Genomic DNA, 17,605 nt, shown 5'->3' on the forward strand with positions numbered 1-17,605 from the left:
TCCAGAATTCAGGTAAAAAGTAGGTAGATTCAGGATGTAAGATCTTTATAATGGAAATTAGATGTAAATTAAATAGGGCTAATCTATTGCTAATGAGCATATAGCACCCTTAATTTGTAGGAGGTTATCGGTGGGAAGATCATTCGCCAATTTGCATATTAAGTCGAAAAACCTTGAGAAAACGATCGATGTGTTGAGAGAATTGAGCAAAGAGCATGCCAAAGTATTGGGCAGAAAAGACGCTCAAGAGACCAAAGATGTCTTTTACATAAGCCAAAGCAACGAGAACTGGACCAGTTTGCTCCATGAATATTTTGTATGGGGTACAGTGAAGAAAGTTGGCAAAACGTTATCCCGGATTACCGGGGAGCCAGTAATGGCCGCTGCGTATATGAATGAGGAATTATTGGAGTTGTCGATTTTTGAGGACGGAGACATTCAAACTGAAAGAATCTTTTGCGAACCGTGGACGAGGGAAGAATATGAAGAGCTTAGAGAAGAGCGGATTAATGATGACTACCTGGTAAAAGCATTGGATATCCCAAATGAGGACATTGATGATCTGTTAAAGCTGACTAGTCCAGAACAAGCGGTAAATAAGCTGTCGGAGCTTATGCATATATCATTATGGAGCGATTTCGAGTGGATTCCGTACGAAGAAACGCTGCAACATCAATTTGTGAAATATGAATTATAAAGATCTAAGGAGGCATGAATGAAGCTAGATTTTTTATTAGATACATATGGAACATGCGTTGGTCAATTAAGAGATGAACTGCTGCTGTTAGAGGAATTGGCAGAAACATGGGAATTTCCGTATAATATTCATTTTGTCTTGCGTGTATTGCCTGAGAGATACGAACGAAAAACATTCAGACGTTTTGATAGCAGGGATCACGCTTTATACTTAGACATCAGCATCATCTATGAGCAGTATCAACCAATGTCTAAAAATGAACAACGCGAAGCTTTAGGTATTTATCTCTATCATTATATGACGGAGTCTATTGCAAAATATAAAAAGCACGCAGATAAGTCCACACAAGATCAATTATTGATTCAGGTGAAAAATTGGATGTTAGAAAATAATTGGCTGGATGGCAAGATCAATAGAGCAAGGACGCTGCTAGAACAAAATATGGGGCTTTATGAGGTCAGTGAGCAATTGCAAATGCCATTAGAAGAAATTGAATACATCCTTCTCCGCATGCAGGATTATGAGCCAGCTGAAGTTCATCCTGACAACATTGCAGCAGAAAAAGCCCCACCATATCCTTTGTGATATCAATCGGAATCCAAAGTGTAGAATCCCATATTCAAATACGGAAGAGGGACACGCGCCTAGCATCTCTGCTTGGTCATAGGAGGCTTTGGAGCGGGAAGCAGCCAGGCAAGCAGATAGAACCACGTCAGAGTCAACGGTTGCGGAGCTCATCAAGTGGTCCTACGCCGACTCGCCCTATTGCAGTTTTGAGGATGAGAACTTTAATGGCATTAAACAATTATTTCTGGAGCTGCCTGCATGATTTATTGTCGGAGACAGGACGGCCTGAACCTGCCTCCGAATGGCTAAAGCTGGCCCTCGACCGGGTTGCTGCCATGAGTTTGGATACAGATGTGTTCGATTTTGAGATTAGTCATGCCCAGGTAACCATGGCGCAATTGGCGGTGAAATAAATGAACCGGTTAAAACACAGCGGATTCTATAAGTTTAAATTTCTGATCACGCCAGAAGAATTTAAACATGTTATGAAGCTTTTCGAGCAGCAACAAGCACAATTTAATCATACGAATTATGCGCAGACCAAACATGACCACAAACAAGTGTATGAGGCGTATGAAAAGTTTTATCAATATTTTACAGTACGAGAAAAGCCGCAATACCACCCTTACTTTGTCTATTCGATTTCATTTGCTGCTGGGAACGAAAGCTCTGGATTTTTTGTAAGAAACGAAAATATCAGCTTTCCATATCTCGGGCAATGGGCAGAAGATGAATTGCCATCTATCATGCTTTCTTTGCCGAAAGGATTTCAAATTATTTTGGAGGACCAGAAGTATTATGTTTATGAGGATATTCGTGAACATCAGCCGATAACGTATTCGTTCTATACCGATATAGTTAACGATATTAAGAAAATCACAAAGCCGTTTCGTTTTTTTGTACATGGAGCAGATGCCGTACAAGAGCAAAAGCCGCCTGTTCGCATAAGCAAAAATGCAGCTGCTGACCTGATGAACGCTTGGATTTTCAGGAAATATAAGCTTGTTATGGGAGGTTTATGAATGCGCAAGAAATGGAAACGAAGAATTCTGATTAATGATCCTGTTTCGCTGGATCGGGTGCAGATTAAGCAGGACTTGCGCGACGGTAATCAAGTGATTATTCAGTTCTCTCACCCGGATTTTTATGGCTCTATATTGGAGGAAGTGGATGAGCTTTGCGCCCGTTTGGATGAAAACTTTGGAGTACGTTTCTATGGGCATAAATCAATCTCGTTCGATGGCCGCACGCTACTCAGAATTCCTCATGTAAAAATGCTGCATCTCAATTCTCTTGTCCAGGCGCATAACACGGATGCATTGGCCGCGTTGGGACACTTGTACAGTTTACATCTGGGGATATATGAGCTGGAGAATACGGATATTTTGAGGATAGACTCGCTGCAATCATTAAGAGATTTAACTTTTATTTCGGATAATAAGGTCATCAACCTGCAGTATTTCAAAGAGTTCACCCATCTGCAGCAATTACATATTGGGGGCAAAGTGAAAAACCTGGATGCACTAGGCCATCTAGAAGGTTTAGAATACCTTGCGCTGCATTCGATTAGCAAATTACCGTTACATTTTATAAACCGGTTGAAGAAGCTGAAGCATCTTCGCATTTTGCTTGGCGGGCGAGAGCATATTCAGGAAATCGAAGAAAATGATATCGACGATTTAGAGATGGTTAGAATCCTTGGTTTTCATGACTTGAGCAATATTAAGAAGTTCCGAGCGCTGACAAGTCTTAGGATTGAGGATCAAGCCAAGCTGCTGGAAATCGGATTTGATCGCGGGATGGAGGCACTGGAGGAGATATCCATTTCGAATTGTAAAGGGTTGACTCATTTACCTGGAATAGAACAGCTGCCGTCGTTGCGCAAGCTTCGCATTATGAGAACAGCCATCGACTTTGACTCCTTCATCGCGCAAGAGCTTCCGAGTGCATTGTCCGAATTGGAATTCACAACCTCCAAAAGCAAAGCAAATCAAGAAATAGAAGATTCCTTACTCAAGCTGGGTTATCGCAAATGGAGCATCTAAATCTACCTCCGTATACTTTTTGTACTTGACGGCTTCCCGTTCCGCTTTTACACTGACGATGAATTAGATCAAACAATTTGTAACGATTGGAGTGAAGGGAATGGAGCAGTTAATAAGCATTGTAATACCTACGTATAATCGTGCACATATCATTTCGGGGGCGATCCAGTCTATCATGAATCAGTCTTACACCAACTGGGAGCTCATCGTCGTCGATGACTTCAGTTCAGATCATACCGAGGAGACAATCCGCGAGTGGATACGCCAAGATGACCGAATCCGCTACGTATGCAATGAACGGGGAAAAGGACCTGGCGGTGCGCGGAATACGGGGATGCTCGCGGCGAAAGGTGAATTTGTAGCGTTTCTTGATTCCGATGATGCATGGTATCCGTCCCATCTAAGCGACAGTATAGGGACACTTGAACTTACGAAAGCAGATGTCAGCTTTGCACTTTGGGTAGAACTGCATGGTAATATCACCTCTTACAAATTTGACAATGAGATTGAGCGGAATGGGCTGCAAGCGATGCGAACAACCTTCCAGACCAAGAATGACGGAGAGATCATCGTATTTGAAAAAGGATTGTTCGACGCATTCTTGTCGCATACACGCAATTTTTTTCAGCTGAACACGATGGTATTTCGCCGGAAGCTGCTGGATGAGGTCGGCTTGATCAACGAACAGTTTTATGTGGGGGAGGATACGACCTATCTGCTCCGTTTTTTCGACAAGTACAGAATTGCACTGCAGACCAAGCCCCATTGCATCTATCGCCAGTCTCCCGACAGCCTCTATTTCTTCTGCGACCGATGGAAGCTCGACCCCGATACGATTCATCTCAATGAGGAAATATATAAAAAAATTGAAAGACAGAGCTTCCAATCTATCCAGGCGCGTGAGCATATCCGGGTGTTGGCCGCCCAATCCGATTTCATCCGCAATAAAGCGAAACAGCTCTCTAATATTGACATCGGCATTGCGAGTAAGTATTATACGCTCAGCTATTTGAACCGTTACGATCGTAAAACAGCGCTCCGTTATTGCCGCCAGTCCCTTCGCTACAAGGTTTCGATTTTCAATCTGCTTTTGTTTGTCAAATTATTGGTTTCAAGCAAGAGCGGTAGTGTTTTTTTGCAAAAGGCTCTCGATCTATGGTAGATTTTATCAAAAAAGCAAAAGATTTTCTCCCTCTATTGTATGATTTTCACCCTACCGCAAGTAAAAGGTTGGAACTATTATAAGGGTATGTTTCAATAAATTTCCTAGTTTACACCTTTTGTGACTTTAACCAATCACCGCTATACCTAGTTAAACAGTGTGACTTATTCATCACCAAAAATCACCTGTATGACGGACCACTACGATGTACTCGACAGAAATCCACACAACAGCACAGTCCTGCCCTACTAGCCAGCATAACCCCGTTTTAAACCATGAGCTTATCCAATCAGCATACTCCTCACAAAAATCTTGAGTTTGCTAGTCCACATGCCCCCCTCACAATGGCATGAATAACTCATTCACCATGATCCCGCACCTCAGCATAAGCATCCTTATTCCGAACAAACAGCCACAGCGGCAAATAATTGCGTAGAAATTCACTTTGAAAGGCTTGATTGCTTCAGCTTTTTGCTTCTCGGCTAGCTTTTATATTTTTTCCAAACCACTCCAAAAGGAGCGTGTATTTATGTTCAGAGAGATGCATAAGTCCAAAATTCACCGCGCTGTTGTGACAGAGGCCAATTTGAATTACGTAGGGAGTATAACGATTGATCAGGATATTTTGGATGCATCGAACATCCTGGAGAACGAAAAAGTTCAAGTGGTCAATATAAATAACGGAGCTAGGCTGGAGACCTATGTCATCTCTGGTCCAAGCGGCTCCGGTATGGTGTGCTTGAACGGCGCTGCTGCCAGACTGGTACAGCCGGGCGACCGCGTTATTATTATTTCTTACGCAATGATGGAGGATTCAGTGGCTCGTACCTACCGTCCGCATGTGGTCATTATGGATGAGCATAATTGTATCGTTACGGAGGACTATCAAGAACTGCATTCCACAACGGTATGATAAAACACAGAGCGGAGGGCCGCCTATGAAATCCATCCGTAATTTGTCTGGTGTATTGCTGGCACGTAAGGAAAACGATGCAGGAATTTTGTTTTGCGAAAGCGGTCAGGAACGCTACTTATCGTACAAGCAATTACTTACATCTTCCAGAAGGGCGCTCCATCTGCTGCGTCAGCGGGGGCTTAAACCAGGCGACTTTGCCGTCATGCAGACGGAAAATAACGAACGGTTTATCCTTCTCTTCTGGGCTTGCGTACTCGGCGGCATTATTCCTGTGCCAGTAACGGGGGCGCGCACGGACGAAGGGCGCAACAAGCTGATTCAGGTATGCAAGCAGCTGGAAGACCCAAGATTACTCTGTGATGAAGAGATTTGGCCAGGTATTCAAAGCTATGCTTTGAAGCACGGCGAAGGGGAGACGCTGACGCTGCTGGAGTCCGGCAGCGTGTCGATTATAGAGGTGCTTACAGCGGCTGCAGATGAAGGCTGCCCTGAAGCTGATCTTCATGACGCAGCCGAGACGGATACGGCTTTCATCCAGTTTACATCGGGCTCAACCGGAGATCCAAAGGGAGTCGTGCTGACGCATGGCAACCTGTTGTCGAACATGGCCGCCATTATCCGCGGCGCGAAGTCCACAGAGCGTGATTCTTCGCTTAGCTGGCTTCCGCTAACGCATGATATGGGGCTTATCGGCTTTCATCTGTCGCCGCTGTATGGCGGTATGAATCAGCTGCATTTGCCGACTTCGACGTTTGTGCTTCATCCTATGAAATGGCTGGAGCTTACACATAAGCATCGGGTGACTTGCCTCTCTTCTCCAAATTTCGGTTATGTGCATTTTCTGCAGCACTGGAAGCCGGAAGGATCGGCAGATTGGGATTTGTCTTGTGTCCGGCTGATCTTTAACGGAGCCGAGCCCATATCCTCCGCCCATTGCCGCGAGTTTCTGAAGGCGATGAAGCCTTACGGGCTAAAGGGGAATTGCATTTTCCCCGTATACGGGCTTGCAGAAGCGAGTCTGGCTGTGACGTTCCCTGGAACAGAGGAGCATCTGAGCAGTGTTAAGCTTGAGCGCCAATCGCTGGCTGTCGGACAACCTGTACGAATTGCCAAGCATGAGGATCACACCTCAATTGAGATCGTCGAGCTGGGCTTCCCGGTAGAAGATTGTGAGGTGCGCATTTGCGATGAAGCGGGGAACGCTGCGGCAGCAGGTATTATTGGCCTGATTCATATTAGGGGAGGCAATGTTACAAGTGGTTACTATAAGCGGCCTGATGTAAACAAGAAGATGATTTCCCGGGACGGGTGGCTGAATACGGGGGATCTTGGCTTTCAACTGGAAGGGCGTCTATATGTGACCGGCCGTTTGAAGGACGTTATTTTTGTCAACGGGCAAAATGTGTATCCCCATGACCTGGAAGCGTTGATCAGCGTTCTGAAGGGAGCAGAGATCGGGAAAACAGCGATTGCAGCCGTTCAGGATGACACGACCAAACGGGATGAGATCGCCGTTTTTATTCAGCATCGCGGCAAGGTCAGCGGGTTCGTACCGCTGATGTCCGAGGTGAGAAGAATATTGAACGGATCGGCGGGCCTGGACGTTGCTTATGTTGTCCCCGTTCGGCGAATTCCTAAGACGACCTCCGGCAAAATTCAACGCTATGTATTGGCGGAAGCGCTGCGCCAAGGCGAATTTGCGGAGGTGCTTGACGATCTTGCCGTGCTGGAAGCAGCAGCCGCATTAGAGCGCTGTGCTGTGGAAGACGGTGCTGCACTACACTCGGATATCGGACTGGAGCCGGCTTCGGGAACGGAGCAGCGGATACTGTCCATTTGGCGTGAAGTGTTGAAAAAGGATTACATAAGCCGTGAGGACGGTTTTCTTGTACAAGGAGGCAATTCGCTTAAGGCGGCATATGCTGCCGCCAGGCTGCAAGAGACGTTTGGCGTTGAGCTTACCCTTACCGAGCTGTTCTTGCATGATAAAGTCAGTTCGCTTGCCGCTTTGCTGGAGCAAAAGGTGCAGGAGGGTACAAGCGCCGATTTTGTTGCTGCTCCGCTCATAACCAAAGCAGTAGAGCAGAAGGTATATCCGGCGACACTGGCGCAGAAACGGCTATTCCTATTGGAAGAGCTGAATCCAGGGCTGCTCAATTACCATCTGCCTTTTGTAGTTCAAGTGAAGGGGCCGCTCGATATTGAAGTATTCCGTTCGGCATGGCGGTCCCTGATCGATCGGCATCCGGCGCTGCGGACGTCCTTTTATCGGGAAGAGGACCATGTGATGCAACGCATCGATCAGGTGGTCGAGCTGCCGTTTGTTGTGGTTGACGGAAGCGGCTGGACGGCGGAGGAACTTATACTGTATCAGCGTAGCTTCTTACAGCCGTTTTCTTTGGGGCAAGCACCGCTGTTGCGTATGGAGCTTATCCGAATGGAGAACGAGTCAAGCATACTGCTGCTGGATATGCATCATATCATTACGGACGGCACGTCGATGGGTATTTTGATGTCTGACCTTATGAGATTTTATGAAGGAAACATAGCTGAGCCGTTGTCCATTCATAGCGGGGATATAGCGCTTTGGGAGGAAGCTGGTCGAAACGGCGGCTGGCTGGAGCAGCAAAAGCTTTACTGGCAAGAAATCTTCGGGGATGGTGTACCGTCTATCACGCTTCCTTCCACCTATCCAAGGCCGCAGTCGCCAAGCTATCGCGGGGCAATTGAGGCCTTCGAGCTGGAGCCGGGGCTAGCCGAATCTCTGCGAGAATTAGCTAGAAGTCAGGGGGTAACGTTATATACCGTTCTGCTCTCCATTTACTATACGCTGCTCGCCAAATATTCGGGCCAATCCGATATCGTAGTCGGCACGGCAGCCGCGCGACGGATGCGGCCGGAGCTGCAAAGCGTAGTCGGAATGTTCGTCAACATGATTCCGATTCGCCTGCACGGGCAAAGCGGTATTCGCTTCGACCATTGGCTGAAGCAGGTCCATGTGAATGTGCTGACGGCACTCGGCAATGGAGATGTGCCTTATGAAGAAATAGCGGAGCTGGCGAATGTGAAACGGGAATACGGGCGGAATCCGCTGTTCGATTCGGTGTTCACGCTCCAAAACATGGAGCTGCCCGAGTGGCGGAGCAAGGATGTCGTCTATACCCGCCAAGCCATGGACAGCGGATCGGCCAAGTTCGATCTGACTTGGGAGTGCGTGGATACGGGTGCAGGGATCGAATTTTCACTGGAGTATGCGCTGGATTTGTATGATAAGCGAACCGCTGCAGGGTGGGCCCGGCATTATATAGCGCTCGCCCAGGCAGTCGCCGCGCAGCCGCATTCGACACTTGGCGAGCTTGATCCTGTCGATGAGCAAGAGCGGGAACTGCTGTTTCAGCGGAGTCGTTCATCTGCGGTGTCCATACAAGATCTGTCACTGCACAGGCTGTTTGAACGGCAAGTACGGGAGACGCCCCAGAAAATTGCCGTTGAAATGGGCAATCTGGCGTATACCTACAGCGAGCTCAACGAACATGCCAACCGTTTCGCACGTATACTTGAAAGCCGCGGTATCACACCAGGGGCGAAGGTAGCTCTGCTGCTGCAGCGCTCGCCGAATATGATTGCGGCGATACTGGCCGTTCTGAAGGCTGGAGCGGTCTATGTCCCGATCGACCCGCAATATCCCGAAGAGCGTATTATGTTTATGCTGCAGGATACAGAAGCGCGGGTGATCGTAGCTTCGGCTGAGACGATAGAATTGAGCAACCGAGCTGCAGGTGACAGCATCCATGTCGTCAACATGGATGAACTCCATACGAGACGGGTCGATGAGTCCGGCCATAATCTGGATAACGACAGCTCTGCTGATGCGCTCGCTTATGTCATGTACACATCCGGCTCGACAGGCAAGCCGAAAGGGATTATGACCACTCATCGCAATGTGTCCCGGATTGCCGTCTATACCGATTATGTAAATATTTCAGAACATGATGCGCTGCTGCAGCTCTCGAATTATGCCTTCGACGGTTCAACCTTCGATGTGTACGGAGCACTGTTGAACGGTGCGAAGCTGACACTGGTTGGTGAGGAAGAAGTGGCAGATGTTCTGTCGCTGGGTGAGCTGATTGAAGAGAAAGGCATTACCGTATTTTTTGTGACCACGGCGCTGTTCAATACGCTGGTCGATCATGGGCTTGAGGCGCTGCGCGGCTTGCGCCATATTTTATTCGGCGGAGAGCGCGCTTCTGTACCGCATATCCGTAAAGCACTCCGCACACTTGGACCAGGTGTGCTGCTGCATGTTTACGGACCTACAGAAACGACTGTGTTCGCTAGCTGTTATCCAATTACGGAGTCATGGAGCGAACAAGGACAGGCTACTGTGCCAATCGGGAAGCCGATTGCATGTTCAGAGACACTGGTGCTGAATGAGCAGGGCCGATTGCAGCCGGACTGGGTACCAGGCGAGCTGTGGATTGCGGGCGACGGTGTCGCATTAGGCTATGTGAATTTACCTGAGCAGACGGCGTTGAAATTCAGGCCGCATCCGTTCCGCCAAGGTGAAACGGTGTACAGAACCGGTGACCTCGTGCGCCGCTTGCCTGATGGGAATCTGGAGTTTCTGGACCGTATCGATAGTCAGGTCAAGCTGCGTGGTTACCGGATTGAACTAGGTGAAATTGAGAGCAGGCTGCTGGAATGTACGGGCGTCAAGGAAGCCTTTGTGACGCTAATTGAGAATGACGGCGCACCGTATTTATGTGCCTATATTGTTGCGGAGCAGGCCGAGGAGCAGGCAAGTATGAAGAGCCAATTGACCGGCAAGCTGCCTGCATTTATGATTCCAACCGCCATTGTACAGTTGGAGAAGCTGCCGCTGAATGGGAGCGGCAAGGTAGACAAAAAAAGTCTGCCTGCGCCAGAGCGGACAGTCCAGCATGAAGCTCCTGCTACAGAAACTGAGATCATTGTCGCAGGCTTGTGGCAAGAAGTGCTTCATGCCGAAAAAGTTGGCGTGCTGGACCACTTTTTTGAATATGGAGGCCATTCACTGAAGGCAGCGTCATTGACCTCGGCTATCTACAGGCATTGCGGGGTGCGCATGCCGCTTCAGGAAATTTTCAAGCTTCCGACAGTCAGAGAGCAGGCGGCCTGGATCGACAAGGCAGCAAAGGAAGCATACGAGCCTATAACTGGTGTACCTAAAGCCGCCTCCTATCCGCTCAGTCCGCCACAACGGCGCATGATTCTGGCAGAAAGCATGGCCAATATCGGACTCACTTACCATATTCCGCTTGTACTTAAACTATCAGGAACGGTGGATGAGAGCAGAATTGAGCCAGCGCTTCAGAAGCTGGTCGACCGGCATGAGCCTTTGCGAACCTCTTATCATTGGATCGACGGCGTCCCTGCCCAGATTGTGCATGATTCGGCTGTCTTTGTCCTTCAAAGGGCGGAACTGACGGAGACACCGCTGCTCGAATGCGCCAGACAGTTTTTCCAGCCGCTCGAGCTGACCGCAGCACCGCTGCTTGCCGCTTGCTATTGCCGGGCTGCTTCAGAAGGAGCGGAGGCCTATCTGCTGTTCAACATCCACCACATCGCTGCAGACGGCATATCCGTCAAGCTTCTGCTGGAGGATTTGACTGCTTTTATCGAAGGAGCGGAGCTTGCGCCGCCAGCTCTTCACTACAAGGATTATGCCAATTGGCAGGCGCAGCAGTCAGACTCGGAGCAGGATAAAGCAAGCAGGGCATTTTGGAGGGAGCAGCTTGCAAAGCTGCCAGCACCGCTCGATGTGCCGCTGGATCACCCGCGCGGCGACCGCCAGACATTTGCAGGTGATACGTATACCTTCCACATTCCAGCGGCGCTCACCTTGCAGCTGAAAGAGACAGCTGCAAACGCCGGAGCGAGCTTGAACAGCCTGCTCTTTGCAGCATATGCACTATTGCTCAAGGGAACAGCAAATCAGTCAGAATTTGTAATCGGTTCTTTGGCAGCAGGCCGGGCACATCCTGATACAGACCGAATGATCGGCATGTTCAACCAGTTCTTGCCGATCGTGATGCAGGTAGCAGATGAAATGCCGTTCACGGCGTTGCTCGGTGAGACCCATGGACGTTTGCTTGCTGCATATAGTCATGGCGATGTCAGTTTCGAGCACATGATGGAGGCGGCGGGGGATCATCATGACCCATCGCGCAACCCGTTATTTGATACGATGCTGATTCTTCACAACCAGTTCGAAGATGAGAAGCTGGCGGTACAAGGGAACGGCTGGAGCATGGAGCCACTGTCCGTCAGCCACGGAACATCCAAGCTGGACTTCAAGCTTGATCTCTACAGTGATGGAGAAAGCGGTCTTAGAGCAGAACTCGAGTATAATACGGGATTATTTCATAGAGACACCATGGAACGGCTGGCAGCGCGGCTGCTTTACATTTTGGAGCAAACGGCCGCCAGACCTGACCTGATCTGCGGTGATGTCGACATGACAACGCCTATCGAAGAAGAGGCTTTTGCGGCATGGAATGATACGGGGAATGCATACCCGGTGGACCAAACGATTCACGGATGGTTCGCTGAGTCCGCGCGTCGGTGGCCGAATCGGACGGCAGTACGGTCGGTTGAAGGCACGCTGACCTACGAGGAGCTGGATGACCGTGCCGAGCGCATGGCTGCCGTCCTAAGGAGCAAGGGAGTTGCCATCGAAACGATTGTGCCGATTGCTGCTCAGCGCTCGTTGTCTATGATGATTACGATCCTGGCAGTGCTTAAGGCGGGCGGGGCCTATTTGCCAATCGATCCGGAGCATCCGCCTGAGCGGATTCGAGGCATTCTGGAGGATAGTGGAGCCAAGCTGCTTCTGGCGGGAGCCAAGTGGATGCATGCGCTCCCGTACTTCGAGGGCGAAACGCTTGATTTGGACGACCTTGCTGCTGCTGCATCGGAGCTGCCATTGGGTGAAGGAAAAGTCAACCTGCCGTCTCAAGCTGGCTCCGAGCATTTGGCTTACGTCATTTATACGTCAGGCTCCACCGGCAAACCCAAAGGCGTAATGGTGGAACACCGCGCAGTGATCAACAGGCTGAACTGGATGCAGAAGGCGTATCCGTTGAATGAGGACGACGTTATTTTGCAAAAAACACCGATTACATTCGATGTTTCGGTATGGGAGCTGTTCTGGTGGAGCTTTGCTGGCGCCTCGCTATATTTACTGGAGCCGGGCGGGGAGAAGGAGCCGTCGCTCCTGCTGCGCACGATTGAAGAGCAGGCCGTTACGGTGATGCACTTTGTGCCATCGATGCTCGGCGTCTTTTTGCCCTATGCTGCGGACAGCAGAAGAGGCGGTGAGCTTCATTCCCTGCGATACGTCTTTGCGAGCGGCGAAGCTCTCAAGCCCCGTCATGCTGCAGGCTTTTACAGCCTGATGGATCGTGGCGGCAGTGGGTGCCGACTCATTAATTTGTACGGACCGACGGAAGCAACGGTCGATGTCAGTTATTATGATTGTCCGGACATTCAAGCAAGTACGATTCCAATCGGCAAGCCAATTCATAACATCCGGCTCTACATCGTGGATGAGGGGATGAAACCACAGCCGATCGGTGTGTCCGGTGAGCTATGCATCGCCGGTGCCGGTCTTGCACGAGGATATTACAACAGGCCGGATTTGACGGAGCAGAGCTTTGTTCCGAATCCTTTTACCGCAGGAGAAAAGCTGTACCGGACTGGCGATCGCGCAAGATGGCTGCCGGACGGCAATATTGAATATTTGGGCCGCTTCGACCATCAGGTCAAGCTGCGCGGTCTCCGCATCGAATGCGGCGAGATCGAGCATGCACTTCTTCTGCAGGCTGAAGTCCTCGATGCGGTAGTAAAGACAGTGACAGACGCTGCGGGAGAGCCGTCGCTCTGCGCATATCTCGTGACAGCGGACGGTGGATTAGCGCAAGAAGGCAGCCTTCGTGCTGCTCTTCAAGGACTGCTGCCGGAGTATATGATTCCTTCGTATTTTATTGCGATGGAAGCGTTTCCCCTTAGCCCGAGCGGCAAAGTCGACCGAGGTCGACTGCCTCAGCCGCATTTTGCTGCTTCGTTGGCTTGTGGCGGCGAGCCGCCGGTTACACCGACAGAGCAGCAGTTGGCTGAGCTTTGGCAGACAGTGCTCGGTCTGAACGCCGGCGAGCCGGACACTCAAGCAGCGCTTGGAAGAGACGCTCATTTCTTTCAATTGGGCGGTCATTCCTTGCGTGCCGCGCAGCTTGCGGGCTTGATCGAGCAGCGATATGGAACGGCATTCGCGATGAAGGATGTGTTCGGTGCCCCCTTGCTGAGGGAAATGGCGATTCGCATCGACAACGCGCCTCCTAATCGGCCTGCGTTTATTACCCGGGCAGCAGATCGGCCGTTCTACCCATTGTCACTCGCGCAGAACAGACTCTTTGTGCTGCAGCAGCTTTACCCTGACAGTACAGCCTACAATCTCCCTCTTGCTCTGAATCTAAGGGGCAAGCTGGATCAGGACAGGCTGCGCGAGGCGATTCAAGGGCTGATTGACCGCCATGAACCGCTGCGCACCAGTTTTGACTGGATAGACGGAAAGCCGACGCAGCATGTTCATGATCGTGTTTCGTTTCAACTCTCCAAGCATTTGCTGTTGGAGGCTGCAGATTTGAATATATTTGCACGTACGGTCGTCCGACCATTCGATTTGCGAAAGGCTCCGTTAATTCGGGCATTTCTTGCGACGGACGGCGAAAGTCGGCATACGCTGCTGCTAGACATGCATCATATCGTCACGGACGGTGTATCCATGAACGTCATGGCGAGTGATTTCGAGCAGCTGTATCGTGGCCGAAGCTTACAGCCATTAGCTGTCCATTATAAAGATGCTGCCGTGTGGCAGCAGGAGTGGATGGCTTCGGAGGCGAGAGTACAGCAGGAGCAATATTGGGCATTCCGGCTAGCCGGTATGCTTCCTGTACTGCAATTACCGACCGATTATCCGCGTCCCCAAGAACAAAGCTTCGAAGGTGCCAAGCTTGCTGTACAAATTCCGGCAGAGCTTGCCCAGGGAATCGGCACAGCGGCGGAGCAATGGGGCGTTACGCCTTTCCATATCTGGCTGGCTGCTTACCATGCGTTATTGCATCTGATGACGGGGCAGGACGATCATATTGTAGGTACGCCGACTGCTGGCCGATTCCATCCTGCAACCGAGTCTCTCGTTGGAATGTTCGTCAATACGCTTCCGATTCGCAGCGAGCCATCCGGCGACCTGCCGTTCAGAGACTTCGCCTGGCAGATCAAAGAAACGATGCTTGCGGCGCTGGACAATAGCTTACTTCCCTTCGAACACATGGTGACGATGCTGGATGTACCGCGTGATCTGAGCCGTAATCCGCTATTTGACACGATGTTTGTCATGCAGCATATGGAGTCCGGACAGGCAGCGGCGGATGCCCTGCAATTCGAAGCACAGGTGCCGGATAATCGTGTATCGAAGCTGGACTTGACGTTTGAGATTGCAGATCAGGGAGCCAAAGGCACAGCTTTGACGATTGAATATGCGACAGCACTGTTTAATGAAGACAGCATACGCAGAATGACAGAATGGTATTTCCGTATTATCAGTCTTGCACTGGCTGAACCGGAAATACCGCTCGCAGTAATCGGACTGCTTGACGACAAGACGGCGGAAATGATGAGCCGACAATTTAATCGTACAGAAGTGCCGTATGCAAGCGGCGATACGATAGAGGTATATCTGGAGAGACAAGCGGTACAGACACCACAGGCCGTTGCGGTTGTAGCTGAGACTGGACAATTGACGTATGCAGAATTGAACCATAGGTCGAACCGGATGGCGCAGACGATCAGAAAGCAAGGTATCAAACGCGAAGAGCGTGTAGCCATCGTCATGGATCGCAGTCTGGAGATGATGATTGCAATCTTTGGCGTGCTGAAGGCGGGCGGAGCTTATGTACCTGTTGCGCCGAGCTTGCCGGCGGAGCGAATTCGCTACATGCTGGACAATTCTGAAGCTAAGCTTGTTTTGACAAAGGGCAGTGTCCCAGAAGGATTGGAGACGCTTGTGCCATGTATTGACGTTCATGAAGCACTGGCACAGGAGCAGGACGATTCCCCTGTGGAGAAGCTGCATGATTCACGTACGCTTGCTTATGTCCTGTATACTTCAGGATCGACCGGACTGCCGAAAGGCGTCATGATCGAGCATCATTCGGTCGTTAACCGGATCGGCTGGATGCAGAAGCAATACGGACTGGACGCAAGCGGGGTCATTTTGCAGAAAACGCCGATTACCTTCGACGTATCGGTCTGGGAGCTGTTCTGGTGGAGCTTTGCGGGAGCCAAGCTGGTCCTGTTGCCTCCGGGCGGCGAAAAGAACCCCGTGCTGATGCTGGATACGATAGAACGGCATGGCGTAACGACGATGCACTTTGTACCCTCCATGCTGCACTTATTTCTTGAGCATTCCGGTTTGTTGCGCGGCGAGGCTAGGCTGGAGAGCCTAAGGTATGTGTTCGCCAGCGGCGAAGCACTGACTGTCGATCAGGTGCGGCGATTCCGCGAGCGAATCGGCATTCCATACGATACTAGGCTGGTGAACTTGTATGGACCAACTGAGGCGACGGTGGATGTCACCTATTACGATTGCTCGGAGGGTGATCTTCCAATTCAAGTGCCGATTGGCAAGCCAATCGATAACACCTCCCTTTATATCCTGAGCGAAGGAGGGAAGCTCCAGCCTGTCGGCATTGCAGGGGAATTGTGCATATCCGGCGCGGGCCTCGGACGGGGTTATATCGGACGGCCTGATTTGACAGGAGAAAAATTCGTTGAAAACCCTTATACCGCAGGCAATCTGATGTATCGGACAGGAGACCTTGCCAGGTGGTTGCCTGACGGAACAATTGAATATTTGGGCCGAATCGACCATCAGGTAAAAATAAGGGGGCAGCGCATCGAATGCGGGGAAATCGAGCATGTGCTGCTTCAGCATCCGGCGGTATCAGAAGCAGTGGTTATGAAGCGGAACCATGCAAGCGGAAGCGAAGCTTTATGTGCGTACATCGTTGGTTCCGAAGCTGTGGATCATGGGGAACTTCGGGATTTTGCTGCATTGCGTCTGCCGGATTACATGGTTCCTTCTACCGTGATTGAGCTGCCAGCCATGCCTCTGTCAACAAACGGAAAAATCGACCGTAAGGCACTGCCTGAGCCAAAGCTTGAGTCGGATAGCGGTACTCTGTTCGTCGAAGCGGCAAGCGATATCGAGAGGGCGATTACCGCCGTATGGCGCGAAATCCTGAATCGGGATGACTTCGGCATTCATCATCGTTTCTTCGATGTGGGGGGAGACTCGCTGCTGCTGGTAAGAGTGCACCAACGGCTGGAGGATTTGTACCCTGGTGCTCTCGGTGTAACAGACTTGTTCACTTATCCGACGATATTATCACTTGCCAACTATCTGGAGTCGAGAAACCGCGAGCTTGCAAGCTGGAGCTGGAGCGGCCTGCCGGTAGCAGACGACTGTGTCAATAGCAGCTATACCACAGAGCGCATAGGCAGTGTTCAGTTTCAAGTGGATACGATGGTTTCACAAGAGCTTGCTGAACTTGCAATATCCCGTTCGGTGACCGTTGAAGCTTTGGCTTATGCCGTATATCTGTACTTCTGGCGCGGTGAGTCTGGCATTAACCGACTTGTGCTTCCAGCGATGACGGACAACGGGCTGATTGCTCCGAAAGAAATCGACTTCGTGGAGGTTCGCAATTTCGATACGCTGCTGCATCATGCTGCCAAGCGAGTGAGCGCAGGAGATTGTTATAGCGCGAGGCAAATTAGAAAGCAGCCGCAAGCCGATGCCGGATTTACCTTGTTCCCGTTATTTGCAGGAGCAGTCCGGCATGGGTTCCAAGAGCAGGAAACCTTACTAGAACGATTCGATGTTGTGCTGTATATGAATGGAGCTGCGTCATCAAGCGGGGTGGAAGGATTAGAGCTTGGCGGGGTATGGGCGTACGACGCTCGGCGCCTCAGCAAGGATGCGGTGCTGGAATGGGCTTCTGCTTATCTGGAGCTGCTGTCTGGCGTGGTTGCGCAGTATCGCGCTGCAGCAGACAGTGCAGCCTCAAGGGAGTAGCGTGTCCCAAACCGGGCTGCGCCCAGCCCAAAGATACATCTGA

The 17,605-nt window shown here is 50.5% G+C and carries 9 protein-coding genes; all 9 read left to right on the plus strand.

Annotation, left to right across the window (positions count from 1 at the left end; genetic code table 11):
• The first annotated feature begins 130 nt into the window (after window positions 1–130).
• The 9 genes from TY10_RS05080 (at window position 131) to TY10_RS05115 (ending at window position 17,562) form a co-directional block, all read left to right on the plus strand.
• Window positions 131–697, plus strand: coding sequence for a hypothetical protein (locus TY10_RS05080; protein WP_042161221.1), 567 nt, complete (start codon window positions 131–133; stop codon window positions 695–697).
• Window positions 698–715: 18 nt separating this feature from the next.
• Window positions 716–1,282, plus strand: coding sequence for a hypothetical protein (locus tag TY10_RS05085; protein WP_042161222.1), 567 nt, complete (start codon window positions 716–718; stop codon window positions 1,280–1,282).
• 88 nt (window positions 1,283–1,370) lie between these two features.
• Entirely contained in the window at window positions 1,371–1,526 is a 156-nt protein-coding gene (locus TY10_RS31280; protein WP_238327445.1) for a DUF4303 domain-containing protein, read from the plus strand.
• Window positions 1,489–1,677 (plus strand): hypothetical protein, encoded by a 189-nt coding sequence (locus tag TY10_RS30245; RefSeq protein WP_042161224.1) that lies wholly within the window; start codon window positions 1,489–1,491, stop codon window positions 1,675–1,677. The genes TY10_RS31280 and TY10_RS30245 overlap by 38 nt, the downstream gene beginning before the upstream one ends.
• The gene (locus tag TY10_RS05095; protein ID WP_042161226.1) at window positions 1,678–2,286 is read left to right on the plus strand and encodes a hypothetical protein; all 609 of its coding nucleotides are present in this window, start codon (window positions 1,678–1,680) and stop codon (window positions 2,284–2,286) included. It begins immediately after the preceding gene.
• Window positions 2,287–3,309 carry a leucine-rich repeat domain-containing protein gene (locus TY10_RS05100; RefSeq protein WP_042161228.1) on the plus strand — a complete coding sequence of 341 codons (1,023 nt, stop codon included), beginning with the start codon at window positions 2,287–2,289 and terminating at the stop codon, window positions 3,307–3,309.
• A gap of 100 nt (window positions 3,310–3,409) precedes the next feature.
• Window positions 3,410–4,471, plus strand: coding sequence for a glycosyltransferase family 2 protein (locus TY10_RS05105; protein WP_042161230.1), 1,062 nt, complete (start codon window positions 3,410–3,412; stop codon window positions 4,469–4,471).
• 529 nt (window positions 4,472–5,000) lie between these two features.
• Complete coding sequence (panD, locus tag TY10_RS05110; protein WP_042161232.1) at window positions 5,001–5,384, plus strand: aspartate 1-decarboxylase; 384 nt, start codon at window positions 5,001–5,003, stop codon at window positions 5,382–5,384.
• A 25-nt stretch (window positions 5,385–5,409) separates the two neighbouring features.
• Window positions 5,410–17,562: a non-ribosomal peptide synthetase gene (locus TY10_RS05115; RefSeq protein WP_042161234.1), complete on the plus strand. Its 12,153-nt coding sequence runs from the start codon at window positions 5,410–5,412 to the stop codon at window positions 17,560–17,562.
• Window positions 17,563–17,605: the final 43 nt, after the last annotated feature.

It is taken from the genome of Paenibacillus gorillae, from assembly GCF_000513275.1.
GTDB lineage: Bacteria > Bacillota > Bacilli > Paenibacillales > Paenibacillaceae > Pristimantibacillus > Pristimantibacillus gorillae.